The 24,695-nt window shown below is 41.5% G+C and carries 21 protein-coding genes and 1 tRNA gene; 12 read left to right on the forward strand and 10 right to left on the reverse strand.

Going from position 1 to position 24,695, the window contains the following annotated elements:
- Nucleotides 1-71: 71 nt before the first annotated feature.
- Complete coding sequence (locus tag ACEXOE_RS03925) at nucleotides 72-2,696, forward strand: hypothetical protein (RefSeq protein ID WP_394747422.1); 2,625 nt, start codon at nucleotides 72-74, stop codon at nucleotides 2,694-2,696.
- A gap of 125 nt (nucleotides 2,697-2,821) precedes the next feature.
- Nucleotides 2,822-5,131, forward strand: coding sequence for a T9SS type A sorting domain-containing protein (locus ACEXOE_RS03930; RefSeq protein ID WP_394747423.1), 2,310 nt, complete (start codon nucleotides 2,822-2,824; stop codon nucleotides 5,129-5,131).
- Between the two features lie 504 nt (nucleotides 5,132-5,635).
- Here ACEXOE_RS03930 and ACEXOE_RS03935 read toward each other — a convergent pair.
- Together ACEXOE_RS03935 and ACEXOE_RS03940 are read right to left on the reverse strand one after the other, a co-directional pair.
- On the reverse strand, nucleotides 5,636-5,857 hold the full coding sequence (locus ACEXOE_RS03935) for a hypothetical protein (RefSeq protein WP_394747424.1): 222 nt from the start codon (nucleotides 5,855-5,857) through the stop codon (nucleotides 5,636-5,638).
- A gap of 200 nt (nucleotides 5,858-6,057) precedes the next feature.
- A complete protein-coding gene (locus ACEXOE_RS03940; protein ID WP_394747425.1) occupies nucleotides 6,058-6,513 on the reverse strand; it encodes a COG2426 family protein in 456 nt (151 codons plus the stop codon).
- 484 nt (nucleotides 6,514-6,997) lie between these two features.
- On the opposite strand from ACEXOE_RS03940, the gene ACEXOE_RS03945 reads away from it, so the two are divergent.
- The 3 genes from ACEXOE_RS03945 to ACEXOE_RS03955 all read left to right on the forward strand — a co-directional run bounded on the left by ACEXOE_RS03945 (nucleotide 6,998) and on the right by ACEXOE_RS03955 (nucleotide 10,485).
- Complete coding sequence (locus ACEXOE_RS03945) at nucleotides 6,998-8,401, forward strand: ankyrin repeat domain-containing protein (RefSeq protein ID WP_394747426.1); 1,404 nt, start codon at nucleotides 6,998-7,000, stop codon at nucleotides 8,399-8,401.
- An 81-nt stretch (nucleotides 8,402-8,482) separates the two neighbouring features.
- Nucleotides 8,483-8,893: a VOC family protein gene (locus ACEXOE_RS03950; protein ID WP_394747427.1), complete on the forward strand. Its 411-nt coding sequence runs from the start codon at nucleotides 8,483-8,485 to the stop codon at nucleotides 8,891-8,893.
- Nucleotides 8,894-9,000: 107 nt separating this feature from the next.
- Nucleotides 9,001-10,485 (forward strand): sodium/proline symporter, encoded by a 1,485-nt coding sequence (locus ACEXOE_RS03955; protein WP_394747428.1) that lies wholly within the window; start codon nucleotides 9,001-9,003, stop codon nucleotides 10,483-10,485.
- 365 nt (nucleotides 10,486-10,850) lie between these two features.
- On the opposite strand, the gene ACEXOE_RS03960 is transcribed toward ACEXOE_RS03955, so the two are convergent.
- On the reverse strand, nucleotides 10,851-11,303 hold the full coding sequence (locus ACEXOE_RS03960; RefSeq protein ID WP_394747429.1) for a hypothetical protein: 453 nt from the start codon (nucleotides 11,301-11,303) through the stop codon (nucleotides 10,851-10,853).
- 139 nt (nucleotides 11,304-11,442) lie between these two features.
- Nucleotides 11,443-12,024 (reverse strand): TetR/AcrR family transcriptional regulator, encoded by a 582-nt coding sequence (locus tag ACEXOE_RS03965; RefSeq protein WP_394747430.1) that lies wholly within the window; start codon nucleotides 12,022-12,024, stop codon nucleotides 11,443-11,445.
- 296 nt (nucleotides 12,025-12,320) lie between these two features.
- Here ACEXOE_RS03965 and ACEXOE_RS03970 point away from each other — a divergent pair, with 296 nt between their 5' ends.
- The 3 genes from ACEXOE_RS03970 (at nucleotide 12,321) to ACEXOE_RS03980 (ending at nucleotide 14,989) form a co-directional block, all read left to right on the forward strand.
- On the forward strand, nucleotides 12,321-13,763 hold the full coding sequence (locus ACEXOE_RS03970; protein ID WP_394747431.1) for a serine hydrolase: 1,443 nt from the start codon (nucleotides 12,321-12,323) through the stop codon (nucleotides 13,761-13,763).
- Between the two features lie 108 nt (nucleotides 13,764-13,871).
- Nucleotides 13,872-14,270, forward strand: coding sequence for an immunity 22 family protein (locus tag ACEXOE_RS03975; protein WP_394747432.1), 399 nt, complete (start codon nucleotides 13,872-13,874; stop codon nucleotides 14,268-14,270).
- 32 nt (nucleotides 14,271-14,302) lie between these two features.
- Nucleotides 14,303-14,989 carry a DUF6624 domain-containing protein gene (locus ACEXOE_RS03980; RefSeq protein ID WP_394747433.1) on the forward strand — a complete coding sequence of 229 codons (687 nt, stop codon included), beginning with the start codon at nucleotides 14,303-14,305 and terminating at the stop codon, nucleotides 14,987-14,989.
- A 79-nt stretch (nucleotides 14,990-15,068) separates the two neighbouring features.
- Here ACEXOE_RS03980 and ACEXOE_RS03985 read toward each other — a convergent pair whose 3' ends face one another.
- Entirely contained in the window at nucleotides 15,069-15,479 is a 411-nt protein-coding gene (locus ACEXOE_RS03985) for a winged helix-turn-helix transcriptional regulator (RefSeq protein WP_394747434.1), read from the reverse strand.
- Nucleotides 15,480-15,699: 220 nt separating this feature from the next.
- Between ACEXOE_RS03985 and ACEXOE_RS03990 the strand changes: the two genes are divergently transcribed.
- From ACEXOE_RS03990 to ACEXOE_RS04000, 3 genes are all read left to right on the forward strand, one after another.
- A complete protein-coding gene (locus ACEXOE_RS03990) occupies nucleotides 15,700-16,563 on the forward strand; it encodes a hypothetical protein (RefSeq protein WP_394747435.1) in 864 nt (287 codons plus the stop codon).
- A gap of 127 nt (nucleotides 16,564-16,690) precedes the next feature.
- A complete protein-coding gene (locus tag ACEXOE_RS03995) occupies nucleotides 16,691-17,806 on the forward strand; it encodes an MBL fold metallo-hydrolase (RefSeq protein ID WP_394747436.1) in 1,116 nt (371 codons plus the stop codon).
- Nucleotides 17,807-17,945: 139 nt separating this feature from the next.
- Complete coding sequence (locus ACEXOE_RS04000; protein WP_394747437.1) at nucleotides 17,946-19,055, forward strand: aminotransferase class V-fold PLP-dependent enzyme; 1,110 nt, start codon at nucleotides 17,946-17,948, stop codon at nucleotides 19,053-19,055.
- Nucleotides 19,056-19,165: 110 nt separating this feature from the next.
- On the opposite strand, the gene ACEXOE_RS04005 is transcribed toward ACEXOE_RS04000, so the two are convergent.
- The 5 genes from ACEXOE_RS04005 to ACEXOE_RS04025 all read right to left on the reverse strand — a co-directional run bounded on the left by ACEXOE_RS04005 (nucleotide 19,166) and on the right by ACEXOE_RS04025 (nucleotide 22,993).
- Complete coding sequence (locus ACEXOE_RS04005; RefSeq protein WP_394747438.1) at nucleotides 19,166-20,047, reverse strand: helix-turn-helix domain-containing protein; 882 nt, start codon at nucleotides 20,045-20,047, stop codon at nucleotides 19,166-19,168.
- A gap of 168 nt (nucleotides 20,048-20,215) precedes the next feature.
- Nucleotides 20,216-20,515 (reverse strand): DUF1330 domain-containing protein, encoded by a 300-nt coding sequence (locus ACEXOE_RS04010; protein WP_394747439.1) that lies wholly within the window; start codon nucleotides 20,513-20,515, stop codon nucleotides 20,216-20,218.
- Nucleotides 20,516-20,537: 22 nt separating this feature from the next.
- Nucleotides 20,538-21,518 (reverse strand): SMP-30/gluconolactonase/LRE family protein, encoded by a 981-nt coding sequence (locus ACEXOE_RS04015; protein WP_394747440.1) that lies wholly within the window; start codon nucleotides 21,516-21,518, stop codon nucleotides 20,538-20,540.
- Between the two features lie 59 nt (nucleotides 21,519-21,577).
- Nucleotides 21,578-22,573 carry an SMP-30/gluconolactonase/LRE family protein gene (locus ACEXOE_RS04020; RefSeq protein WP_394747441.1) on the reverse strand — a complete coding sequence of 332 codons (996 nt, stop codon included), beginning with the start codon at nucleotides 22,571-22,573 and terminating at the stop codon, nucleotides 21,578-21,580.
- Nucleotides 22,574-22,911: 338 nt separating this feature from the next.
- Nucleotides 22,912-22,993, reverse strand: a tRNA-Leu gene (locus ACEXOE_RS04025).
- A 107-nt stretch (nucleotides 22,994-23,100) separates the two neighbouring features.
- Between ACEXOE_RS04025 and ACEXOE_RS04030 the strand changes: the two genes are divergently transcribed.
- Nucleotides 23,101-24,489 carry a dipeptidase gene (locus ACEXOE_RS04030; RefSeq protein WP_394747442.1) on the forward strand — a complete coding sequence of 463 codons (1,389 nt, stop codon included), beginning with the start codon at nucleotides 23,101-23,103 and terminating at the stop codon, nucleotides 24,487-24,489.
- The last annotated feature ends 206 nt before the right edge of the window (nucleotides 24,490-24,695 follow it).

Raw genomic sequence — 24,695 nt, forward strand, 5'->3', positions numbered from 1 at the left:
TTTTTGTAAGATTGTCGTTAAAGTGTCAAAATGTTCGATTAACGGACGCTTTTCGCTCTAAAAATTGCTATATGAACTGCTCTGAAGTCCCAGAATATATAAAAAAGAATTTCTTTTTTTTCCTGACCTTATGCCTTTTTCTCCCTTCAGGACTATACGCACAGTGTACAGGTGCCGATTTTGAAGAACAAAACGGTATCGTTGTTATTCAAATGGAATCTGGAACACTGCCTACAGGTTGGAATGAAGAGACGGGTTCTGCCGGTTTTACCGGAGATTCTTTTATTGCATGGCGGGGAAGTGATTTTTTCAATACTCCGGGCAATGGCGTCATTACCTATACCGTTCGTATCAATACACCCGGAGAATATCGTTTTCAATGGAGAAGCAGAGTGGGTATTGGCACCAATAGTACGGAGCATAATGATTCTTGGCTCCGAATCGACGATGCCGATAGTTTTTTTGGAAGAAGAGCATCCGATGGAGGCTTGGTTTTCCCGAGGGATCGCCCAGGAAACCCGAAACCTGAAGGAGCAAGTTCAGACGGATGGTTGAAAGCGTATTTAAATGGAACGATCAATTGGACTTGGTCTACCTTGACCAGTGATAACGATGGGCATGAAATCTTTGCCACTTTTAATAATGCCGGAGTGTATACGATAGAGGTTTCCGGACGTTCCAATGGTCATTTTATAGATCGTATGGTGCTATACCGAGAAAGTCAGTTTTCAGAAAGTCAGGCTACCGACCTTTCTAGAGAGGAAACCGTATGTACCAATACTATGCCCGACTGTAGTAACCTTATGCTCAGTCTTGACCCCACGCCCGCAACTACCTGTAACGGGACCGATGGCAGCGTCGTTTCCAATGTATCCGGAGCACAGGGGGCCGTTACCTATAGCTGGAGCAATGGGGAGACCACGCCCAATATCTTCGGACTCGCACCGGGGACTTACACCTTGGACATCATGGACGCCGCGGGATGTCCCGCTTCCGCTTCCATTGTCGTCGGGGAACCCGCGCTGCCCAACGTTTCCCTAACCGCCTTTGCCAATGTTTCCGAAACCGATCCCGTCTTCGCCCTCAGTGGCGGAAGTCCCGTAGGAGGAAATTATTCCGGTACAGGGGTGAACAACAATATGTTCGATCCATCCATTGGACCCGGAACCTACACCATTACCTATACCTATACCGATGGTACCACGCAGTGTACCAATACCGCAACACAGAATATTACCGTAGATCCCGCAGGGACCGACTGTAGCAACCTTATGCTCAGCCTTGACCCTACGCCCACAACTACCTGTAACGGGACCGATGGCAGCATCGTTTCCAATGTATCCGGAGCACAGGGGGCCGTTACCTATAGCTGGAGCAATGGGGAGACCACGCCCAATATCTCCGGACTTGCTCCGGGGACCTATACCCTGGACATCATGGACGCCGCGGGATGTCCCGCTTCCGCTTCCATTATCGTCGGGGAACCCGCGCTACCCAACGTTTCCCTATCCGCCTTTGCCAATGTTTCCGAAACCGATCCCGTCTTCGTCCTCAGTGGCGGAAGTCCCGCAGGAGGAAATTATTCCGGTACAGGGGTGAACAACAATATGTTCGATCCGTCCATTGGGCCCGGAACCTACACCATTACCTATACCTATACCGATGGTACCACGCAGTGTACCAATACCGCTACACAGAATATTACCGTAGATCCCGCAGGGACCGACTGTAGCAACCTTATGCTCAGCCTTGACCCTACGCCCACAACTACCTGTAACGGGACCGATGGCAGCATCGTTTCCAATGTATCCGGAGCACAGGGGGCCGTTACCTATAGCTGGAGCAATGGGGAGACCACGCCCAATATCTTCGGACTCGCACCGGGGACTTACACCTTGGACATCATGGACGCCGCGGGATGTCCCGCTTCCGCTTCCATTGTCGTCGGGGAACCCGCGCTGCCCAACGTTTCCCTAACCGCCTTTGCCAATGTTTCCGAAACCGATCCCGTCTTCGCCCTCAGTGGCGGAAGTCCCGTAGGAGGAAATTATTCCGGTACAGGGGTGAACAACAATATGTTCGATCCATCCATTGGACCCGGAACCTACACCATTACCTATACCTATACCGATGGTACCACGCAGTGTACCAATACCGCAACACAGAATATCGTTGTCATTGCCGATTCTTGTACCACATTGCCAGAGGTTTCCTTTGCCGCTTTTGATCGAGAAATATCGGAAATAGAGACACCACTTGTATTGGACAAAGGTTTCCCAGAAGGTGGGGTTTATAGTGGTCCAGGGGTTGTTGATAATCGTTTTGACCCCTCAGTAACAGGACCTGGAACCTTTACACTTACCTATGAATTTACCGATTCAACCACCAATTGTTCCAATACGGCAACACAGCTCATCACCGTCATTGAAAATACCAATGAAGGCGTATTTATTTTCCCCAACCCTATCCAGGATGGTCGCTATCGGGTGAAGATTCCAGAAAATGTGACCGGGCCTCTAGAATATGGGATTTATGATGCCACTGGAAAAGCACTGAGAACGGGTACCATAGACAGCCAAGGCAATTTTCTCGATTTCAATGTTTCCAATCTCGTCTTACAACAGGGGATATATCGACTAGTAATTGAAGGAAATTCCTTAGAAAAACCCATAACAATTTCTTTTTTAAACAATTAAGCAAAAAAAATAGTCCAATTCATGGTTCTCACTCGTACGTACCTTAAGGCAAATTATAGACAGAGGATTTTCACAGATATTTTTCATAACAATTAATCTTTTATTCAACAATTTAACAATCTAATATGGGGCTAAAAACTACTCTACTACTATTATTTACAGCTGCATTTTTTTATCAAGCCAAAGCACAGTGCAATGCTGATTTTGAAGAACAAAATGGCATTGTCGTCATTGAAATGGAATCCGGGAATCTAGCTTCCGGATGGGAAAGAGAAACTGGAAGATCTGGTTTTACTGGAGATTCCTTTATTGCCTGGAGAGGGCAAGACAATTTCAACACTCCTGGAAGGGGTGTTATTGAATATAGCGTGCGCATTAACACTCCCGGTGTTTATCGCATGCAATGGAGAAGCCGAATAGGTATTGGAAGCAACAGTACCGAACATAATGATTCTTGGTTTCGTGTTCCAGATGCCTTTGATTTATTTGGGCGAAGAGGGAACGATTTTGTATACCCTAGAGGCGGAAACTTCAGGCGATCCAATGAGGTAGCCGAAGGTGCATCTGGAAATGGTTGGTTGAAGGCCTATTTAAGCGGTTCCACCAATTGGACCTGGTCTACCTTAACCAATGACGGAATCGGATATGAAATATTTGTTGAATTTAGCTCCCCTGGAACCTATACGGTACAGGTATCCGGACGATCTAATGGTCATTTTATAGATCGCATGGTACTTTACAGAGAAGGCGTTGTTTCAGAAAGCAGTGCCACTAGTCTTTCCAGAGAAGAGACAAGATGTTCTGGAGAAGATCCAGAACCAGACCCAGATCCGGCACCTGCAATAGCTTCCTTGCAATTGATCAATGCCGATACCAATACTGCAATTGGCACTTTGACCAATAATACTACCATTAACTTGGCAGATATCAATAATGCAACATTGAGTGTCAATGCTTTGACACAACCCTCAACTGTGGGCAGTGTACGCATGGCCTTGTCCGGTCCTATTAACTCGGACAGAACAGAAAATGTGAGGCCTTATGCCCTTTTCGGGGATAGCGGTTCCAACTTTACGGGACGAGCGTTCCCTGAAGGAGATTATAGCTTAAGGGTAACACCTTATAGCGGTAGTGCCCAAAGTGGAACTGCAGGTAACACAACCACGATTAACTTTTCTGTAGTAGATGATGCTACGGTAGATTGTTCTCAGTTATCGGTAACCTTGGGTTCTTTTAGCGATGTGGAAGAAGATACCGCATCTTTTGCATTGACAGGGGGTAGCCCTGCAGGAGGTACATATTCTGGGACAGGAGTTAGCAACGGTAACTTCAACCCCGGGATTGGTCCAGGAACATATACCATTACCTATAGTTTTACGGATGCAACAACGGGTTGTTCCGATTCGGCTACAAACACGATTCGTGTAACAGCCACAACACCGCAAAGTGCTATTACAAGCTTTGTCTTGGTCAATGCAGATACGGATCAAGATATTGGTGTTATCGCTCCTGGAATGCAGTACAATATCAATGACTTACCCACGACCAATTTGGACATTCGGGCCAATACCGGAACTACCGTAGGTAGTGTTGCCCTAACGTTAACGGGGAACCCTTCTGTTTCCCGTACGGAAAATGTAGCCCCTTATGCCTTGTTTGGGAACATTGGAACCAACTATATCGGTGCTGCCTTTAACTTAGGGAATTATCAGATATCAGCGACACCTTTTAGCGGTAGCAATAGATCGGGCACTGCAGGAACACCATTAAGCATAGATTTCTCCATTGTTGCTGGTTCTGGCGAAGAAGGAGAAGATCCGCTAGAATTTACTTTTAGAGCTATGGATTCCAGTACGGACCGTGCAATCCGGTTTGTTATAAATGGTACGACAGTCAGAAGAAATAACAATATTAACTTTAGAGTGTCTACCAATGACGATGCTGCAGTAGGAAGTATCGGGATACAACTAACAGGAGTACAAGATTTCGATGCTATTGAAAATGGCGCTCCTTATGCTTTATTCGGAAATGTTGGAAATGATTATTTGGACGGTTCCCTTCCAAATGGAACCTATACCCTAAGGGCAGAAGCCTTTTCGGGAAGTAACCTGACCGGAAGCTCACTGGGTTCCCGTACCGTAACTTTTAGAATTTTGGGTACGGCTTCAAGTACGCAACAACTTGTTGCCTTTCCAAATCCCGTAGTAGGAAGTACCGTTTCTGTTCAGATTCCAGAGAATATGGGACAAGAAATGTTTTATAGTGTAGTTAATGCTGCTGGTTTAGAATTGGAAACAGGGAAAGTTTCGGTAATCGAAGGACAAGAAAATGCTGTTTTCAACTTAAAGTCGTTCAACACTCGAAATACGGGCATCTATTACCTCGTAATTCAGTCAGGTGGTATTAAACGTACGGTACCCCTGGTGAAACAATAAGAAGATAAAATTATTTGGCAAAAACCACGCCCTTCCCCGGGCGTGGTTTTTTAGTTCAGGTCTTTTCCCAAAATGCAGTACAAAGCGGTTTGGATGGTTTCTAAAATTCTATTCTAAACCTTAGAAAGTGCTTAAAGTCTTCTTGACCACATAATTTTATAATTTTACAACATTATATGTAGGTTTTTTCTTTCTTTTTTATATCTTAGTACAAGCAGACAACTTAGGATTTAAATTCGATATCGTATGGAAAACTTATCATTCAAAAGCGGACTATTGAACACTACCCTATCTGTGCTTGTTGTGACACTTAAAGCCGTCTTGATTTTCATTACTTTTCGTGTACTCTTGTCGCTACTAGGATTATAAAACATTAAATAGGATTAATAAGTTTGGTTGTAATTAGGTTACTTTGAAGCAGTAAAGAGGCTTTCCATAAAGGAAAGCCTTTTTCATTTTCGATTTTTATATAAACCTTCCTCTATAAGGGCGTAAATACGTAATCTATACCCGCGGGACTCCTTTAATTCTTTTTTCAATTTTTCGTTTTTTCACCGTGAGACGCTTCATTAATTCCATTAATGTTTTGTCTTTGGTTTCCTTATAAATTTGATTAATGGCTAAAATGAGTTCCTTTGCCTTTCTAGAGGCAATAATCCGATCATTTGTTGACATACGGCTCATTTTTTGATTTTCAAAATCCAAGGCTTCGTTTAAAATATCCATAGCGTTTTATTTTTGAATGCACCTTAAAATTACTCATAATAATAGGTAATTTCCTACAATTTATCATAATTTTAGCAATACTACCGCAATGTTGTAGCGCACTATACTATTTTAGATGCCATTGGCTCCGAACACCGCCATTTGACAAAGTACGGTACGCCATTCTCTATAACAGAACTACTCTTTGTAGGTAAGAAAAATTAATAGGCCTTCATGGATATCAAGGTAGTGACCCAGACGATAAGTGAAGATATGATAATGCCAATAAGGTTGGCCCAAAATGCCTTGGATTTCTCCATTTTTAAGATATAAGTGGCGATACTTCCGGCATAAACTCCTGTGCCGGGCAGTGGAATCATTACGAAAAACATAAGGCCCCAAAATCCGTATTTTTGAATTTTATCGGCAGAACCCGTCTTCGCCCGTCTAGCAATAAACAATGCAGATTTCTTATAGAAATTCCATCGTAAAAGATGCCTGTTTACGTATTCCAAGAAAAACAACATTAACGGAAATACCAGAATATTTGCCGCAACACAAGCCACAAAGACAAGGTAAACATTTACATCTTTCAGCATTCCATACGGTATGCCCACTTTTGCTTCCCCAAAAGGTGAAATGCTCCAGAGCATAGCGATACATAGGTCTTTGATCATAAGCTATTTTAGCAATTTACAAAGCTAGTCATCAAAACTATTTTTTACAGCATTTATTATCGTAAAAATTGATGGTATGATCGTTAAAGTTTCTATTTCGCCTAAACCATTGGCCAAATCGTCCCTTTTTCCATAAAGAATCAAAGCATAAAGTCTCTAGGCTCAAAACGTTAATCTGATACAATTTTCATCAATTTCCATGCGCTATTTTTGGTCTCATAAAACAGCTATCCCTTGTAAATGCATACGCAGAGGAAAGTTTGTAGCACAATTCAAAACCAGGTCGAAGGAATATAACTTGTACGTAATACGGAACAAAAAAGCAGTCACATCCCTTCTATCATCTAGTAGTATTTCCCATGATTTGCTATCTTTAAACAAGGAAAAATGCATAGAATGGCTCACTTAGAACCAAACACAAAACACTTTTTAAGACCGTAAATACCATAACTTTTCTTCAATACCTCATATAGCTTAGATTTCTATGGACACGATAAAACATAACTTCCTTTTTCTCCTTTTATGCTTTTCCCTCTCTTTCAGTAGTTCTGCACAAAATATCTATAGGACGGCTTGTCAAGGGAATCTAACGCGTTTGGATAGTCTACTTCAAAACACGGCAATTGATACGGTAGACCAGCGCGGAAGATCGTTGGTCCATTGGGCCGTGGCCTGTAAACAAAAAAAAGTATTTGACTTTCTAGTCGCTCGGGGAGCCGCCACCAATCTCGAGGATAAGGCGGGAGACACTCCATTGTTTATGGCGGTCCGCTTCAATAATGAGCAATTATTTGATACACTTCTCCAGTTGCAGACCAGTACAGATTGGACCGCTAGCTATGGAGCATCCCTTTTGGAAAAGGCCATTTTGAACAAAAATTTAAGGATGGTTCAACAGTTAATTGCCCAAGGGGTAGACATCCATATTCTGAATGATAGGGGAAGTACTCCTTTAGAAATTGCTTTGCGGACTCAAGCCAAAGAGATTTCAGCTTGGCTCCTTACAAGCGGTGCCGATTCAAATCGGGTACGACACTTTCAATTGAATGGCCCTTATCTGGGACAAAAGGACCCCGGGTTAACTCCACAACGCTTTGCGCCCAATTTTATATCTACGGAAGAATATGAATTTGGTTCCGTTTTCAATGCTGCAGGAACCGAATTCTATTATGGCGTTGATGTTAATGGAAAAGCTGAAATTCGATATTCCAAACGGATAAATGATTTGTGGACCTTTCCCAAAATCCTACTCTCTCACGAACGTTATGGGTATAATGACCCTTTTCTTTCTCCGGATGAGAATAGATTGTATTTTATATCGGAAAGGGCTTTGGATGGCATCGGAGATTTAAAGGATTATGATATTTGGTACGTAGAGCGCATAAAAGAAGGATGGTCCCAACCTATCAATGCCGGACCAAACATCAATTCTGATCGCAACGAATACTACATCTCTTTCACCAAGGATGGTACGATGTATTTTTCCTCAAGTGTGAATGCTCCTGAAGAAAGAAAAAGCTCTGATTTGGATATTTATGCGTCGCAAAGTAAGAATGGAACATTTCAAAAGGCGGTTTCCTTAGGAAATTCCATCAATACCCCAGACTATGAAGCCGATGTGTTTGTAGATCCAGAAGAACGCTATGTTATTTTTTGTGGTATTCGTCCGGAAGGCTTGGGTAGGGGAGATCTCTACATTAGCTTTAAAAACCTGGACGGCACTTGGACAAAAGCGGCCAGCATGGGAGAAAAAATAAATACAGAACATCATGAACTTTGTCCTTTTGTCTCTAAGGATGGTAAATATTTCTTTTACACCAGCAATCAGGATATCTATTGGGTAAGCACAAAAATTATTGATGACCTAGCAGCGCAATATCGGAATTAGGGAATCTGGTCACAAGGGGTGGTACACATCCTTATCGCCTCGAAGAATATTCGTTATCTTTAACACACAAATTTCCTAAAGATGAAACCCATATTCAACACCTATAGACCAGAAGGGTTTGGCACTGTAAATGGATATTTGTTCGTGGAAAATCCTGAGGAACTTATTGTATTTCTAAAAAAAGCCTTCTATGCGGTGGAAGTCAATCGTTCCCTGCATCCAGAAAGTGGAGACATTGCCAACGTCATTCTTAAAATTGGGGATTCCTGCTTTATGATCAGTCAGGCAAGGGGCCAATTCCTCCATATGAGAACCGCATTTTACCTGTATGTAGATGATGTGGACAAAATGCACCAAAGGGCCATTGAAAATGGGGCGACGGTTGAATTTGAACCTGCAGATATGGAGTATCAAGACAGGCAATCGGGAATTATAGATCCCAGTGGAAACTATTGGTGGATTTCAAAACGACTTGTAGAAAAAGGGTATTAGTATATTTCAGGTTCCAACTTCTCAATGCCTTTTAAAAACTGCCTCCAAAGGTCAAACACTTTCGTATCTGCAGAATAACGCTATCTTTAAGGAGATAACCAGAGGGAATGATTACAAAAATTATAGTCCTGGCGCTCTATGTGGCCATTTTGTTTTTGATTGGAATAGTAGCTTCGCGTAGAATCAAAAGCATGAGCGATTATTATTTAGGCGGAAAAAAAATGGGCTTTTGGGCCGTGGCATTTTCCGCAAGGGCCACCGGGGAATCGGGATGGCTTTTGATAGGACTCACTGGTATGGGAGCCATCGCCGGCTATTCTGCCTATTGGGTGGTTCTAGGGGAATTGCTCGGGGTTTTTATTTCCTGGCAATTTATGGCCAAGCGTTTTAAAAGACTCTCGGATACCTATGAAGCCATTACCATTCCGGATTATCTCCAGGCGCATTTTAAATCGTCCACAAACAGTCTTCGGATCATTTCTGCTTCGGTTTTGGTGGTTTTTATTGTTATATATGTAGCCTCCCAATTGGATGTTACCGGAATTGCCTTTGAATCCATGCTCGATATCGATTATCGTATTGGGGTGCTTATTGGTTTCTGTATTGTGCTTGTCTATATTTTCTTTGGTGGATTTGTGGCCGCTGTTTGGTCCGATATGTTCCAGGGTATCTTAATGTTTTTTGGTCTGGTCCTATTGCCCATTGTCGTCTGGTTCTCCATGGATCAAGGCGCGGGAATTACGGAGGGATTACTGGCCATTGACCCTACACTAACCCAGTTTATGGGAAGAAGTGATGATGTGTGGATGAATGTATTTACCTTGCTCGGTTTTTCCATGATCGGATTGGGCTTCCTGGGTTCTCCCCAAGTATATGTCCGATTTATGTCTATTAAAGATGAAAAAGAAATTGATAAAGGAAAATGGGTAGCCTTACTCTTTACGCTTTTAACCGATGCGGCTGCCGTTACCATTGGTATCCTGACCCGAATTTATTTTACCAAAGAAGGGCAGGATCCAGAAGCCATATTGGGAACGGGCGGGGAAGATGTTCTGAGCATGATCACCAATGCCTTCCTTCCTACCCTACTTGTGGCTGTCTTTATTGCCATTGTACTTTCGGCCATCATGTCTACCATAGATTCCCTGCTTATTTTGGCTTCGAGTGCCATTACACGGGATTTTTACCAGAAAATATTTAGGCCCGATCTTAAAGATGAGGAGCTTACAAAATTCTCAAGACGAATTACCATTGGTATGGCATTAGCGGCCTTGGGCATTGCCATTCTCTTATATTTCCTATACCCTGATCGGCAGATTTTCTGGATCATTATTTTTGGGTGGTCGGGCATTGCCGCTACTTTTTGTCCGGTGATCATCTTATCTATTTTCTGGAAAGGTTATTCGGAAAAAGGGGCCATAGCCTCTATGATTACGGGCTTTGTATCTGTAATCCTCTGTAAATTTGTTTTCGCCAATATGGAAGGAATAGGCCCTTACTTTGTAGAATTGGACGTTTTGGCCCCTTCTTTTGCCCTGGCCATGATTGTAGGTTATGTTGTTTCCAAAATAGCACCGCCTAAGAAGGGATAAAGCGCTTTCCATGAATTATTTTCCAATTCATAATGCTTAGAAATTCATATCATAAACAAACCCTACTTCACATTCTAAACGCCCAATTATTGCCATAACCATCTAATTTGACAGCTTAGAAACAAAACCCATCCGTACATATATTTGGGCACGGCCCACAGGTATACGGAGACCCACAATACAGAGCCTTGATCACCAATGCCATTATTTGGGCAGTAAGTGAAGAAGCCGCGTCATGGGTAGCCCAACAGCAGGAAGGCTGATCATGCCCTTGTGAAAAATGGATGAGGATATTACGAATTTTTCTTTGCATTTTAATCCCTAATACACTCATCCTTTCTTACTAACTATTGCCGATAACAACCTTATTTTTCGATGATTTCCCGAACAAAATCATCTAGTTCTTTCAGTCCTTTGGGCATGGTGCAGCTCCCAGCCACATGTACCCTTTTGGTAACGGAGGGCATGGAGATATAAAACAAAAAGTCTCCGGCATCAGTGGTATCATTTTTACAGTCATATTTTTTACTTAGGAATTTTATTTTCCCATTGTGCAATAACTTCTTCATCGTAAAAAACTGAGATTTACTCAACTTTCCGGTAACGGACTCCCCTACTTGAGTCCCTTTCTGAAGGTCATAACTGTAGTTTCCATCATCATACAATTGAAATATTTCTTTTACGCCTTCCCCTTGTGAGGTATTTACATATAACCTTGACAACATTACCTTTTGATTTAGGGTATTATCGGGTTTTGTAAAGGATGAAAGTAGTATTAAAAAGGATACTAAAAAGATTGCTTTTACATAGGTTTTCATACGGTTTGTTTTTATGTAGTTCATATATCAGTGTTGTATTGCCCATTTCAAAAACATTGTATTTTAGGGTTCTTGCCATAAGCAACGTTTAAAATTCAAATTAACTAGACCAGTTTACTTAACGTTGAGATAAAAAAATTTACACCATTAATATTCTTAAGGTATTGTTTACAAACTCATGCAAAGGCGTTGGATTTTGATTGTACTTCATCCTTAAAACTGCTCCATGATACCCGTCATACAATAAATTCACCACATCATTGGCGCTCATATCTTTCCGCATTTCGCCTTCTTCTTGAGCCTTTGTAATCCATTTTACCAAGTAGGTCTTGAATACCCTAAAGCTGTCGATGATGGGTTTGGAAAAGGTATTGTTTTCATGCGTCACTTCCGTGGATAAGGACAACAACATACAATTTTGATGTCCGCCCATAGAAATAAATATTTCATTGGATTTCATAAAAAAAGCCTTGATTTTTTTACTGGGAGACAACTCCTCATTTTTATCGGCCTTTTCTAACAAACCAAGTGTATAATCCTTATAGAGCTCAATAGCCTCTAAGGCAAATGCCTCTTTACTGGAAAAGAAATTATAAAAAGAACCTTTAGGGATATCACAGGCTTTTAAGATGTCCTGGATACCCGTATTACCATAGCCTCGTTGTTGGATCAATTGAATCCCTTTTATCAATATATCTTTTCTATTGTATTTGACGTTCATAAACTGACCGGTCTAATTGAATGTAAATATATAAACTTTTTCCCAAGCTTCCAACAAACACGCTCAGCCCCATTCCCTTAGATTGCATTATCCTATTGTTTTCCTAGTTCCAACGCTTTATGAGGATTTGGAAAAATTCTTTTTACGCAAGGATATCCCTGTGCAAAGATTAAAATTCCCTATGGTGTCTTCCATATCTATGACGTTCCCCACTTTTATTTAGCTAAAAATTATGGTCCCATGTAACCAATTGCAATAGTTGTTGTCTATAAGTTGAAACTTAAAACCAAGCTATCATGAAGCAATTATTTTTTCTGTTCTTCAGTCTATTCCTTCTAAATTGCTGTTTGGGCCAATCCGTTAGCGATAAAAAGTCTTTGCAAGAAAGGATTTCCCGAATCGAAAATCGCCTTCAATCCAACTTACAAATACGCGATGGGGAGAATACCAATATTTCATATTACCATATTGAAGATCGTATGAAAGCTTTGAATATTCCAGGAGTGAGTATAGCCGTAATGAATAACGGTATCCTGGAATGGGCCAAGGGTTACGGCATTGCCGATCGCACTGAAAACCGTAAAGTAACGCCCAAAACCTTGTTTCAAGCAGGGTCCATCAGTAAGCCTATTGCCGCCACTAGGACCCTACAACTTGCAGAAGAAGGCAAAATACATTTGGATTCCAACGTCAATGATTATCTAAAAACTTGGAAGTTGCCGGATAATGATTTTACGAAAAAAGAAAAAGCCACTGCCCGAAGACTTATGACCCATGCTGCCGGTCTCACCGTGCACGGTTTTCCTGGCTATTCCAGAAAGGACACGATCCCTAGTATCGTGAACGTTTTGGATGGAAAAGGAAATACGGCTCCCGTACGCGTGTTTAGAGCCCCGGGAGAAGGTTGGCAATATTCAGGTGGTGGCTATACTATTATGCAATTGCTCATTACGGATATGGAACAAAAAGCTTTTCCGGACATTATGCAAGAACATGTTTTAAACCCCTTGGGAATGACCGCCAGTACCTATGCCAATCCCCTTCCAAAAAAATACCATACACTGGCTGCAGCCGGGTATTATTCGGATGGCAGCGAGGTAGAAGGCAATTGGCACGTGTATCCTGAAATGGCAGCGGCCGGCCTTTGGACCACGCCTTCCCAATTGGTTTTATGGACACAAGAGATACAGCATATTGCACAAAATCAGCAAGATGGGATACTCAAGGCAAAGACCGTTAATGAAATGCTCACAGAACACAAGGGAAATCAGGGTCTTGGACCTTATGTACTTGAACACGTTTTTGGCCATGGCGGGGCAGATGAAGGATTTCGGGCCGACTTGATGGCTTGGAAAGAAAAGCCCATTTCGGTAGCCATCATGGTAAATTCGGATAACGGTAATACGTTAATCAGAGAACTATTCCTAAGTATCGCCCAGGAATATGACTTGCCGGGGATAGCACCTACACGACGAACATACAGGGCGCAATCTGCTACCCAACTTCAACGCTATGTAGGGAAATATGATTTTCAAGAAGCAGGAGAGGCCCAAATTATAATTAAGGACAATGGTTTAGAATTTTCCGAAGGCCCTGCAAATTCCCCTATCTTCCTCTTGCCCGAGAACGATACCACTTTCTTTAGTAAAGCTACGGGCCTGTATTTTCGGTTCACTTTTGAAGGAGAGGATGTACATTCCATTAGCGTTACAGGCTATGAAGCCAAAAAGGTGGACTAGGGAAAAGCTTGTATATGCATGGGTTAGACGTAGGAAATTAATTTTTTAATTCTTTTTTAAGAAGGCATTTGTAGCTGGGATGATTCCTTTTTTCTACTTTAGAACCCTATGGCAAGAACAGAGAAAAGTCATTTTTGGGTAGGCCGTTTTACATCCGAAGAATTGTATTTTGATTTTGTCGGTGAGGACCATAGCCGTTATGAATTGGAAGATTATGATGATGTGCCCATTTCTAAATTCGCAGCTTCTCAAGGCGAGGTTTGGATTGATCACGACTTTATGGAATCGGGATTTGAGGAACCACAAGCCCACATAAAAGAACAATTTGGACACTACTCCTACGCCAAAAATTGGGGAACGGAGCTTGAACAGCAATGTGCAGGCCGTATTCCCAAAAATAGCAATGTATTGGTTTTTTTAAATGAAAATCAAATCGCCAAGCCCCAATCCGTTGAAGGGCCGGATTTTGAATTGATCTATATAGGGGTGCTTGAATATGAAATATAGACACTCAATCGAAAACTAAAAACCACAACATCATGAAAAATAGCATTGGATTCGCAATCATAGTACTGCTGCTCATGGGATGTAAAGACCAGCCTAAAGCAACGAAAACCGCCGCAACTAAAGCAACATTCAATCAGGAATTGGCCGATGAACTCAAAAAGATGACCGTCGTAGATCAATTGGCTGCCTGGAACGCCTATCCCCCCGAAACCCATCAACACCTCTCCCTAGAGGAATGGAACGCCTTTAAAGACAGTGTGTACCGAACACATCAAAAGCGCTTGCAAGAAATTTTTAATGAATTTGGCTTTGCCGGTTACGACTTGGTCGGAGAAGAAGGTTCGCTCAATTTTTGGTTAATGACACAGCATTCCGATCACAATCCCGATTTTCAACAGCAAATTTTAGAAAAAATGAAAATTGAGGTCGACAAGGGAAATGCATCCTCGAGCAATTATGCCCTTCTGGTGGATCGGGTACAACTGAATACCGGGAAACCACAAATTTATGGTACCCAGGTAGATTACAATTTTGACATCGCACAGGCCTTTCCCAAAAACTTAGCGGACAGTACCAAGGTCAATGAAAGGCGAAAGTCTGTTGGATTAGAACCCATAGAGCAGTATCTCAATGATATGAGTCGTAGTAATTTTGAAATGAACAAACAGCTCTATCTAGACAAGGGAATCACTGAGCCTACCTTATATAAGATAGAATAGCCTCTTCAGCTGCCCTTATTTTCATAGCATGCAAATCATAAAGGTATTAGATGTCCCATCCCCCATGGCCGATTACGTGCTAAGGGAGTAATGACTTATAATCTTCCTTGCGCAATAAAGCGGCTGCATTTTTTCCTTTTTCCGAGATATGGTCGTTAAGGTATTTATCGCTCCATTGAACAAGCTCCGCAATTATCGGGGCTAAATCTTTTCCCTTTTCCGTCAGCTCATAAAGGTAAACTTTCTTGTTTGTTGGGTGTTTCTTTTTAATCATTGCCTCCAAATGTATCAATTTGGTAAGGCGTTCCGACAATCGGGCAGACGATATATTCTCCCCCGCTGTTGAAAAGTCTTTAAAGGTACGTTCACCATGCTCCAATAGGTCTCGCACAATAAGTAATGACCATTTATCCCCAAACAAATCCAAGGCCGAACTTATGGGGCAGGAGGATCTAAATTCATTTTTTTTCATCAATAAAATTACTTTCATTTTGAAAGTTAAATATAATTATTATATCTTTGCTTTCAAATTGGAAGTAAAAATAATAAAAATTCATGAAACAACGAACATAAAAAATAAATTCCTCCCGGTATCTGAGCAGTAATCCAAAATCTGTTGGTATGCTAGCTTGGATCTTCCGGAAAGAACACCTTTAAGAAAGGAGTCCCTTTCTTCACAGGATATAATTATTATAATCTTATACAAAACCATGAGAAAAAAAATATTTTTAACTATCGGCGGTCTTTTCATCATTCTCCTAGCCTACGGCGCCTTTTCCCTAACACGGCTTGCAGATATTAGAACTCCAGAGGTAAAAGCGCAATTTGATCGGGAAAAAGGAATAACCATCTTAAACCAGATGGCAGCAGCCCATGGAATACAGCACTGGGATAGCATTCATAGCTATAGCCTCACGATATCCAAAAACTATTTGAGCACTCTCGCCCAGATGATGAATGTCTATCCTGAAAATAAAATCACTTTCCATTTCGATGTCATTCCCGGCACTTTTACCAGCCGATTGACCATTGCATCAGGTGAATGGAAAGACCAGATTTGGGGCATTCAATCTTGGCACACTTATAAAGGAAGCAGGGCCACCAAACCCATTTTCCATGTTGAAAATGATTCGGATATTGAATTTGGACTACCCACCTATCAATATTTCATAGAAGTACCAAAGCGTATTTTGGAGGCCGATATCATCAGTTATGCAGGCGAACGCTCGTTAAAAGGAAATACCTATGACTTGGTATATGCTACTTGGGGGGCCGCAGCACCACAAAAAGATGTGGACCAATATATCCTTTGGGTAGATAGAAAGACCAAACGTTTGCGGTATTTGCACTATACCGTTCGGGACAAGATGCCCTCGGCACAGGCTTCCCGGAAGTATGATACCTATATAGAAAAAGGCAACGTATTATTTCCACAAAAAATGACATCGGTACTCAAAGGTCCTGAAAACGATAATATTGCGCAGACCATAGAAATCTCCGACATCGTTCTAGACAAAATTCCACCCCTAGCTCTCATGCCAGACCCTGATTTGGGGACCAGAGGAAAACACTAAGGAGTTATTTCACTAAAAAAGATGGTTAAAACTGTTGCTTTTAATGGACCTCAACTCCAATTCCAACAATTGCATTTCAACTTACTCAAAAGTAAAAACAACATTAACATTCTTAACATTTTATATCATGAAAACAAGCATCAAAAAAGGGATCAAAATTGCTCTGATTACTTTGGGAGCACTATTGATTGTTCTTATCGGACTGGGCATTTGGATAAGTGGGGGCAATAAAGGAGCCGCCGCCAAATCCTTGCCCGTCGTTCACGGAGGGCCTGCATATCGCATCTATGAAGCGATAGACTCAGTAAGCCCATTAAAACTAATGCACTTTGTAGGACAGCCTCAGGAAATCAATGTATCCTCAAGCATTGTCTATGGCAATACTGAAGCCGTGGTTTTTGCAGCCCAAGCCAATAAAGCTGCCGCTTCCCGATTGGCCGATGAAATTGAAAAACTAGGGCGCAAGCTAACTTACATTTACCTAGGGCATGCACATTTGGACCATGGGCAAGGTGCCTCCATCTTAAAACAGCGTTTTCCAGAAGCCAAGTGTATCGCTGCACCTAAAGTAGCCGCCATACAGAACGTACGCATGGAGGCAGACGATGCAATGGCCATAGATCGCTATGGGGATAATGCCGCTGTACCCTCGGTTCCTTTTGAAGCCTTCGACCATGATAAAATAATGCTGGAGGGTCGGGAAATTCAACTATGGCACGATTACTACGGAGATGTTGGAATCGGCCATGAAGACGAGCCTCATACGGTAGCCTATATTCCCGACCTTAAAGCGCTATTGCCCAACGACATTTGTTATTATGGTGGACATATGATGACCGGCGGTGGTACGCCCCATAGCTTAGCAGAACAGCGAAAGCAGATCAAAAAGTGGATGCAGATGGACCTGGAAGTTGTTATTCCGGGACATGTACCCCGTGGTTGGACCCCTCATATGACAGCAGAAGAGGTGCTCAAGCATAGTTTGCAGTATTTGGAGGCTTATGAAACCGCTCTGAGAAATAGTAGTAGTTCCGATGAATTGATCGCAAGTATGCTCAAAAAATACCCAAAACTTGAACATAAGTCGGCTTTGTTTTTAAGTGCCCGCATGCATTTTGGAGAAACACATCGGTTGTTGTTCAACCCCAGACTGGAAAAGGTCATGTCCTGGTTGCCCGATGCCACTGTAAAATGGTTGGATAAAAAGATGTGGGAATCCAAAAAAGAATCCATGAATTTATAAGGCATGGGGTTCCAATAATATGGAATGGAGCTCTTAAGGACCTTGCAGTTTGTTTTATGCGGAATAAACGATATCCTATACAGCGTTTTTAAATAGAATTTCTTTTAAAAACGCTTTCTTTTTGCTACTTTAAAATTCTATGGGAATTCACGAGAAATATCAGTTGAGCAAGATCATCAATGCTAGGGGTACTTACACCCCTTTAGGGGTTTCTCGTTCCACTCCTGCTATCACTGCTGCCGTTTCCGAAGCCTTGTCCGACTATTATCGGATAGATGAATTACAGGCAGTAGCTTCCAAAAAGATTGCTGCCTTCACTGGTTCCGAAGCCGGAGTAGTTACCCATTGTACCGCCGCTTCCATCAGTATGGCCATTGCCGGAATCATGACCGGCACTGCCGAAACAGCCATTGCAGGCTTGCCCGAGGTACATGGTTTAAAGCATATCGTGATCATTCCCAAAGTTCATGTGGTCAACTATGGGCATTCCATTTTGCAAGCCATTCGTTTAACTGGAGCGCGGCCTCTTGTGGTTGGAGCTGCGGATCACTGTAGTATGGCCGACTTGGAAAAAGCTTTGACCAACCCTAATGTGGCTTGCTTACTCTTAGTCTCTTCTCGCTTGGTAGCCGATACAAAGCTAAATCTAAGAGAAGCTATCGTCTTGGCGAAAAAACATCAGGTGCCCAGCATTCTAGATGCCGCGGCCCAAGATTTTAGGATTTCAGCATTAGCAGCCCTGGAATCCGACCTCATCTTGCACAGTGCCCAAAAATACCTGCGCGCTCCTACCGCCGGAATCGTTCATGGAAAAAAAGCATATGTTGCCGCCGTCCTTGCCAATGAAAAAGGTATCGGAAGGGCCATGAAAGCTACCAAGGAAGTTATTGTAGGAGTGCTTGCCGCTATCGAAGCACGACAGCAATTGGATCTTCCAGAATGGCAGCAAGAACAGGGTCAAAAGGTGGCCGACTTTGTAACTAAAGTTGGTGATATCCCGGGACTCCAAGCCACGGCCGTAAAAGATCCTACCGGACTTCCTTTCTCCCGGGTCTGTATTACCGTGGATAATACGCAGGCTACAATAACCACTGCGGAATTGGCCCAGCGATTAAAAACCGGAAATCCCCAAATTTGGGTGCTGCACACGGAGCAAGAAAACAAGCCGTTGTTTTTTGAATTGGTGGGGTTGGATACCGCTGATATAACAACTATTCTTGAAAAATTGACCCTCTATATGAATGCTTAACTCTTAACTTATATACGATTTTCTTATAAATAGTCGCGCAGGCAGATATACGTAAAGTCTGAAGGAAATATCGTTTTCACTTTATTTGCTATTGAATGGACACTTACAGCTTAACTCGCATATTTCTGTTGAAACTTCTTCGGCGTAAGTCCGTGGTGCGATTTAAAAACATGAATAAAATGAGAAGGGTTTTCAAAACCAACTTCCAGGGCTACTTCACTCACATTTTTATCTGAAGTCTGGAGCAAGAATTCCGCTTTTTCTATACGTTTTTCCTTTAACCATTTTGCCGGGGATAGATAAAAAGTCTTTTCAAAATTCCGCTTAAAAGAAGAAACACTCATTCCATTCAAGTAAGCAAAATCTTCTATCCTCAAATTACGAGTAAAATTATGCTCCATAAATTCACTTAAGTTATAGGTGTTTTTCTTGTTTAAATTGGTCAAAAATTCTTTAAAAATATTCTGTTTGTCATTTAAGACCAAGTTTAATAGAAGTTCTTCGAACTTTACCTTGAAAAGAGGTTCCGTTAGTAAACTTTTGTGTTCAAAATAAGGGAGTAAAGACTTTATATAGGCCTCTAAATTGATGCTATTGTTAAATTTAAAATACGTTCTCGGTTCTTCTTTTGAGGTATTTGCGTAGGGAAAATATTTCCCGTTTTTTTCAAAAAAGTCAAGTAAAAGATGATCATCCACAAAAAACAATATACTCTTATAACGATTACTTTCCATTATTTTTTCGGTGGTCAGAAATAATCCTTTTTTAAGAAAAATAACTTCATTTTTACCCAAAACCGTATCATTATCGAGCGAGTGAAAATACTTTTCCCCTTCAATCCCAAAGGCAATCAGATGTTGTGTCAGGTTTATTTTAGATCGACTTGTTTCATTATTTCTATCTAATAAAACAACCGTATTCCCATTTATGGTATGCACAATGTCCTTCTCTAAAGGAGCGGTATGGAAATCATGTGGAATAGTTAATAGCATTTCTTAAAATCAGGATTCTAAATTACAAAATGAACGCTTTTAATAGTATTGTTTTTAGGTCAAAAAATATCCTCTTTAGCTCACGGTCGATCTATTATCTATGCTGATAGGGTTTTGTTGTAAGTATGCGGAAATTGTTTTATCTCATTCCCGCATACTGTATTCGTTTTATGGATTCCCTATAAAGACCGCTAAATCCATAAAGGCCTTATCCCTATATGGAAGCAAGGCTTTATAGGCTTCCGACTCAAAAACATGGGTAATGGCTTGCTCATTTGGAAACTCCATAATAGCCACTATTTGCAATCTTTTAGTCCCTACCATGGTCTTGGTCACCTTGTATTTGGCCACTGGAGTGGCCCCTGCCGCTTTAAATAATGGTGCGGCATTTTCCGAATAATATCTAAATGCTTCTTGTTGATCCGTATTCAATACGGCATTGACGATCATTAATGATTTTTCCGACATATTTTTTTGTACTATAGAGGGGTTAAAATGTTATTTTTTGAATTGGAAATGCTTCAATTGGTGGCGTTACACCTCCAAATAATGCACTTAAGGAAGCATAAACGACATACACATTGTTTTCCACACGATCTAGGGTTGTGGGAAAGGCATCTAAAGGAGTGGTAAAGGTATTATCAATGCTTCCTGTAACCCAGTCATCCGAAGTGGTAATTTCATAGACCGCTTCATCAAAATCAGCTCCCGCGATATTATTACTAGCCAATAGCAGGGTGTTGTTATCAGTTAATAATAGGCCATCGACAGAATGAACGGGTACGTCCAAAGTTATTTCCGTGATACTATTAGAGGTACCATCCAACGAAACTCTAAATAACCGGCCCTCGTCGTACTTCCCAACAATAAGGTAGTTATCCGGATGATATACAATACCATTTAATCCAAAAAAACCTGGAGGTGCGGAAAATAAGGGGTCGTTGATCAAAACAGAGGCATTGCCCAAAGTATCCACTTTATAGATTACAGGAGAAAAACTATCCGTAACGTATATGTTCCCTTCATTATCTACCGTTACATCATTGGCCAAATGACTCCCCTGGGTTAAACTGCCCAAATCTACGGTCCTAATCTTATTCCCAGTAGACAGGTCATAGCTAATAATTTGAGCCAATTGTCCTACGGTGGCCGGGTCCGACTTCGTTCCCACACCAGGATCCGTATTGCATACAATCAATCGGTTATTGGTTTTATCAATAACGGTGCCCAGAACGGATACTAAGGTATTATCTTCCGCAAAAACCTGTTGATTTCCGTCTAGATCGATACTAATTATTTTTCCTTTTCTAATAGAGCCTGTATAAAAAACTTGCTCGTCTTCATTGTAAGCAATTCCTTCCGGGTAAAAATCTGATTCACGAATTACTACGGTATCCGGAAGCTCAGATGTCGATGATGCGACATCATTATCGCTATTACAGGAACTATACAGGATCGTAAATCCTGCCATCAGGATTATATTGCATTTATTCATTAATCTCTTCATTGTATTGGGAGTATAAAAGCGTATTAAAATTTAACTTTTGTTATTTCAAATTCTTGGGCCATGGGGTTGTTGCCCCCAAAAAGCAATGGCAGTTTGGCATAGATGACATAGGTATCATTGCCTGCTTTGGCAAGTGTTGTAGGAAAGGTTTTTCCCGTTTCAAAAGTTGCTATTGTTTTTGCAGATTTCCAATTATCACTGGTATGCACTTTATACACGGCACTGGGAAAATCTGCCCCCGTTAGGTTGTTACAAGCTAAAGCAAGGGTGTTATGATTCAAAAGCAGCACCCCATCAATGGTTGGATAGGCCTTATTCCCTAACTCAATTTCAACCAGGTTCGATGGATTTTCCAAGGGTATTTTAAATAATTTTCCTCCTTGGTATACCGCTGCAATAAAAAAGCCATCAGGATGGTATGTCAATCCGTTTAGTCCAAAAGTACCTGCAGGGGTCCTAAGTCTTTCATCCTGAAGAAATACAGTAGCTTTACCTTTTTTGGTGACTTTATAAATGATTGGTGAAAAACTATCCGTAATATAAAAATTCCCTTTTTTATCCTGGGTCACATCGTTGGCCATATGCCCTCCTTCTGGAGCAATAGCGGCTAAATCTATATACTTTTCCCTTTTGGCTGTTTTTAGATTGTAAAAAACTACAGAAGCCAGGGTTCCCTTAGTAGCCAAACTACTCTTAGTACTTGCTCCAGGGTCACTATTACAAACAATGAGTCTGTTTCTTTTAAGGTCAATTTCGAGTCCAACCGTAGAAATCAAGTCCTTATCCGCTGCAAAAACAGTGACATTTCCTTCTTTGGTTACCTTAACGATTTTACCTTTTGCGATTGATGTGGTGTAAAAAGCCCCTGTTTCAGGATGGTACACCAATCCTTCCGGATACAATCCAGGTTCTTTAATTATGATTTGATCAGGGGATTGTCCTAAGAGACTCCCCGATGAAAAAACAACTGCAATTATCCATAGCAGTATTGTCTTTTGCGCATGCTTTAAAAATTTCATTATTTCTGTTTTTAAATTATGCCACAAAAGTATCTTGAAACAGAGGGGTAGAGGTATCGTGTTTCGTCCAAAAAACCCATTGTCAGGTCCAGAAATAATTTATGGAAATGAGGTATAGTTCCCTTTAATCCTGTTGATCGTTTAGTAGCATGCCCAACCATAGCAAAAATGCTTCATCACGGAAAAGCGATGTAAACCATATCTTAGAATAGAAAATGTAAAGTCTTTTTGATTATGCTTGGGATAAACTCCGAGACTCCTCGAGCCTCTCCCTCCAAAACGACATCACCTAAAAACAAAAAAGCCCACAAACATCAAGTTTATGAGCTCTTATAATGTACAGGCGGAGAGACTCGAACTCTCACACCTTGCGGCACTAGATCCTAAGTCTAGCGTGTCTACCAATTCCACCACGCCTGCATATCCCAATAATTCGGGATGCAAATATATAGCAAAAAATCAATTTAAAAATACTTAAACTTTAAAAAGTTCTTTCGTAATTTTAAACTTTCCCTAAAATTAGCTGCATGCAAGACATAAAATCCTATTTGGATACCCATAAACAACGTTTTATCGACGAACTGATTGCCCTTTTAAAAATTCCTTCCGTGAGTGCCGACCCTGCCTATTCCCAGGATGTGCTCAATACGGCCCAAGCCGTTTCCGAAGCCTTGACCCAAGCAGGATGTGATGGGGTGGAAATCTGTGAGACTACAGGTTATCCTATTGTATATGGAGAAAAGATAGTGGACGCCTCATTACCTACGGTTTTGGTGTACGGACACTATGATGTGCAGCCTGCCGATCCTTTGGAGCTTTGGGATTCCCCGCCTTATGAACCCGTCATTAAAAAAACCGAGCTTCATCCAGAAGGGGCCATCTTTGCCCGGGGTGCCTGCGATGATAAAGGACAAATGTACATGCATGTAAAGGCATTGGAGTATATGGTGAATAATGACCAACTTCCCTGCAATGTAAAATTTATGATCGAAGGGGAAGAAGAAGTAGGCAGTAAAAGCCTGGCAGAATTTGTGGCAGCGAACAAAGAAAAATTGGCCAATGATATTATTTTAATTTCCGACACGGGCATGATCGCCAATGATGTGCCTTCCATTACCACAGGCCTGCGGGGATTGAGTTATGTGGAAGTGGAAGTTACCGGACCTAATAGAGATCTTCATTCCGGATTATACGGAGGGGCCGTAGCTAATCCGATCAACATCCTCACTAAAATGATTGCCTCCCTTCACGATGAGAACAATCATATTACGATTCCCGGTTTTTATGACAAGGTAGAAGAACTCTCTACTTCAGAGCGGGAAGAAATGGGAAAAGCGCCCTTTAGCCTTGACGCTTATCAAAAGGCTTTGGATATTGATTCGGTCTATGGAGAAGAGGGGTATAGCACTAATGAACGGAATTCCATCCGCCCTACCTTGGATGTCAATGGCATTTGGGGTGGTTATATTGGGGAAGGTGCTAAGACAGTCATTGCCAGCAAGGCCTATGCTAAAATTTCCATGCGTTTGGTTCCTCATCAGGATTGGGAGGAAATCACGGAATTGTTCAGCTCCCATTTTCAAGCTATTGCGCCAAAAGGGGTTCGCGTAGTGGTTACCCCACATCATGGTGGACAAGGTTATGTGACGCCTATTGATAGTGTGGGCTATCGTGCCGCGGCCAAGGCTTATGAAACTACTTTTGGAAAAACCCCTATCCCTCAACGCAGCGGAGGTAGTATCCCTATTGTGGCTCTTTTTGAAGAAGAATTGCAAAGCAAGACCATTTTGATGGGCTTTGGGTTGGACAGTGATGCCATTCACTCACCCAATGAGCATTTTGGTATCTGGAATTACCTGAAGGGCATTGAAACCATCCCCCACTTTTATCGCCATTTTACAGCGATGAGTCGTTGATTTTTTGTTTCCTCTAATATTGATAGATGTGGTTCCCTACGACGCCATCAATCCTTCATAAATAGATAAAGTATAGTATTATGCTTATAACCTATATACAGTTGATTGCTTCAAAAGGATAGGGATAATTTCCTAGTACTCTTATGAGCTTTTTACTGAATCAACAGAACGTCATTAAATAGAAAAATTTCATTTTTTTAACATTC

Source organism: Spongiimicrobium salis (genome assembly GCF_043678055.1).
Lineage (GTDB): Bacteria > Bacteroidota > Bacteroidia > Flavobacteriales > Flavobacteriaceae > Spongiimicrobium > Spongiimicrobium salis.

What these genes read in the sequence shown, in the direction of transcription:
- ACEXOE_RS03925 (WP_394747422.1), top strand. Translation starts at nt 72, where the DNA reads ATGAACTGCTCTGAAGTCCCAGAATATATAAAAAAGAATTTCTTTTTT.
- ACEXOE_RS03930 (WP_394747423.1), top strand. Translation starts at nt 2,822, where the DNA reads ATGGGGCTAAAAACTACTCTACTACTATTATTTACAGCTGCATTTTTT.
- ACEXOE_RS03935 (WP_394747424.1), bottom strand. Translation starts at nt 5,857, where the DNA reads ATGGATATTTTAAACGAAGCCTTGGATTTTGAAAATCAAAAAATGAGC.
- ACEXOE_RS03940 (WP_394747425.1), bottom strand. Translation starts at nt 6,513, where the DNA reads ATGATCAAAGACCTATGTATCGCTATGCTCTGGAGCATTTCACCTTTT.
- ACEXOE_RS03945 (WP_394747426.1), top strand. Translation starts at nt 6,998, where the DNA reads ATGGACACGATAAAACATAACTTCCTTTTTCTCCTTTTATGCTTTTCC.
- ACEXOE_RS03950 (WP_394747427.1), top strand. Translation starts at nt 8,483, where the DNA reads ATGAAACCCATATTCAACACCTATAGACCAGAAGGGTTTGGCACTGTA.
- ACEXOE_RS03955 (WP_394747428.1), top strand. Translation starts at nt 9,001, where the DNA reads ATGATTACAAAAATTATAGTCCTGGCGCTCTATGTGGCCATTTTGTTT.
- ACEXOE_RS03960 (WP_394747429.1), bottom strand. Translation starts at nt 11,303, where the DNA reads ATGAAAACCTATGTAAAAGCAATCTTTTTAGTATCCTTTTTAATACTA.
- ACEXOE_RS03965 (WP_394747430.1), bottom strand. Translation starts at nt 12,024, where the DNA reads ATGAACGTCAAATACAATAGAAAAGATATATTGATAAAAGGGATTCAA.
- ACEXOE_RS03970 (WP_394747431.1), top strand. Translation starts at nt 12,321, where the DNA reads ATGAAGCAATTATTTTTTCTGTTCTTCAGTCTATTCCTTCTAAATTGC.
- ACEXOE_RS03975 (WP_394747432.1), top strand. Translation starts at nt 13,872, where the DNA reads ATGGCAAGAACAGAGAAAAGTCATTTTTGGGTAGGCCGTTTTACATCC.
- ACEXOE_RS03980 (WP_394747433.1), top strand. Translation starts at nt 14,303, where the DNA reads ATGAAAAATAGCATTGGATTCGCAATCATAGTACTGCTGCTCATGGGA.
- ACEXOE_RS03985 (WP_394747434.1), bottom strand. Translation starts at nt 15,479, where the DNA reads ATGAAAGTAATTTTATTGATGAAAAAAAATGAATTTAGATCCTCCTGC.
- ACEXOE_RS03990 (WP_394747435.1), top strand. Translation starts at nt 15,700, where the DNA reads ATGAGAAAAAAAATATTTTTAACTATCGGCGGTCTTTTCATCATTCTC.
- ACEXOE_RS03995 (WP_394747436.1), top strand. Translation starts at nt 16,691, where the DNA reads ATGAAAACAAGCATCAAAAAAGGGATCAAAATTGCTCTGATTACTTTG.
- ACEXOE_RS04000 (WP_394747437.1), top strand. Translation starts at nt 17,946, where the DNA reads ATGGGAATTCACGAGAAATATCAGTTGAGCAAGATCATCAATGCTAGG.
- ACEXOE_RS04005 (WP_394747438.1), bottom strand. Translation starts at nt 20,047, where the DNA reads ATGCTATTAACTATTCCACATGATTTCCATACCGCTCCTTTAGAGAAG.
- ACEXOE_RS04010 (WP_394747439.1), bottom strand. Translation starts at nt 20,515, where the DNA reads ATGTCGGAAAAATCATTAATGATCGTCAATGCCGTATTGAATACGGAT.
- ACEXOE_RS04015 (WP_394747440.1), bottom strand. Translation starts at nt 21,518, where the DNA reads ATGGCAGGATTTACGATCCTGTATAGTTCCTGTAATAGCGATAATGAT.
- ACEXOE_RS04020 (WP_394747441.1), bottom strand. Translation starts at nt 22,573, where the DNA reads ATGAAATTTTTAAAGCATGCGCAAAAGACAATACTGCTATGGATAATT.
- ACEXOE_RS04030 (WP_394747442.1), top strand. Translation starts at nt 23,101, where the DNA reads ATGCAAGACATAAAATCCTATTTGGATACCCATAAACAACGTTTTATC.